This window comes from Haloferax profundi, from assembly GCF_001469865.1.
In the GTDB taxonomy this organism is placed as follows: Archaea; Halobacteriota; Halobacteria; order Halobacteriales; family Haloferacaceae; genus Haloferax; species Haloferax profundi.
This window is the reverse complement of sequence record NZ_LOPV01000302.1, coordinates 1-1,847: the sequence shown is the minus strand read 5'-3', so window position 1 is coordinate 1,847 and position 1,847 is coordinate 1. Positions and strand designations below refer to the sequence as shown.

Sequence of the window (1,847 nt, the reverse complement as noted above, 5' to 3'; positions counted from 1 at the left end):
ACGGTCCCCCGGGCGGTTTCAGAACTCTACCTCGGAGATGATGAACGTCGTGGTGAGCTCATTACGTCATTGAACGGGTTATTGACCGCGCTACGAACTGTGACCCAACAGGATGGCAGTGATGATATTGATCGTGAATTATCGGAAGCTGATAGCCCGAGCGGTGGACTAAAAGTTCGTCCTTGGACGCAATCGAACAAGACGGACCCAGACGGATTAGTTGAGTCGTTTTACAGCGGCTGGAAATCTGATTTAGGGGGTTTGATGCCAATCTGTAGCACCGAGACGTACTATTTTGAAGAGGTTGAAAACAGACTCAAAGCAATCAATGCAACCTCGGTACAGCTTCTTGTGCTTGACGAAGCCTACCCCGATCTTAACATCCCGCGAGAGCATGCGATAATCGGGATAAAGGACGTCTACACACTGTGGGAGACGGGTCATACGGACTTGGAAAGTCGAGTTGGATACTACTGTTCGTACCTTCGGCTATGTGCAAGTCAGCGGCCGCAATCAGCGGAGACGATTTATACAGGGTTGCAGACCCATGTCCTACCGCATATATTACTTGCAGCAGTGATTGCAGAGTCGCATATCGCTCAGGATTCTCAGATGTATTTCAAACAGCAAAGCTGGGCATTTGAGAAACTGATCGGGCAGTGTTTCCCAGATGGGTACCCCCGACCAAATGACCTTTCTGATGAGCACATTGACGAACTCGTGACTACTGTCGTTGATTCACTCAAAGGTGTTCGAGAGCGTATTGATGGGAGTCGACGGCTCAGGCGGCATGCTGACGAGCGGTATATCGACCAAGAACAACTTCGAAACCACGTCATTGAGCTGCTCGCGCGAGCGGTTCTCTTTGCGAACCATAGCGGGTCTGTTCCTGAGCACGATTACGGACCCCAGAAGGAAACAATAGAACGCGTAAAGCAGAAATTCAACGAGTATCTGCCATAGTCGCCTTTATTGTGGTTCCTTTGTCTTCACAAAGGGAGGCATTTCAGGTGCTGATTTGTCAGGTATCTAAAATCCTATTCCAAACCAACCTTCCGGATAATTCAGAGATATTCCTCATCTTCGACTTCAAGGTCAGCACCGTGAAAAGGGAGCATCTCAACTCCATGACTGAGAAGACCAATCAAGCCAATTCCGCCCCACTCCGAGGTTCAATTCCACGCAGGCCGTTACGAGAATCACGACGTGGGGTAGCTACACTGGAGGTGTCTTATGAAGGAATGTCTGAATCTCCACGGTACGTCCATCCGGGTCTTCTGCAAAGAATTGGTATATCTGATATTGTCCGTTCTCATGCGGGTGTTCTCGGCAAGCCTCACCTAGTTGCTTGTGCATAGCATCGACCTGCTCTTTGGAGTCATACACGAAGGTGAGAGTCCCACAGGTCTCAGTCTGGCCGCCGTCGCAGAACCCAAATCGAAATCCGTCTTTGATGAGGATTGTACATCCGGTTTGTTCAAGCCAAATGTCCGCATCTAGGTTCTCTCTATACCATTCAACGATCTTTGCTCGATGGTCGGTTCGGTAAAATACTATCCCAGACACGGGTGATGCGTCAATTGACGGCCATGGGTATAATTCTCTGTGCTGGTCTGTCCGTCAACTGTGCCACTGACAGAGGGAATAACTGGTAGACATGCCGAATCGTATCTTCGGCGAGTGCTCGGGTGAGTAGTCCAACCAGACAGTGATACACATCACACTCGTTGTGATATGCCTTGCTCGTCTCTCTCCCACGAGCTCGTATCTATCTCTCGAACTACTCCTATCCGCACACGGGTTTTCCCGAGTGCTGCGGCTAGTGAGACCGTCTTCAACCGTGGTGG

The 1,847-nt window shown here is 50.0% G+C and carries 1 protein-coding gene; it reads left to right on the top strand.

The features are described from left to right. The coding region (locus AUR66_RS12610; protein WP_231727880.1) for a hypothetical protein at positions 1–963 on the top strand (963 nt) is incomplete at its 5' end. Positions 964–1,847: the final 884 nt, after the last annotated feature.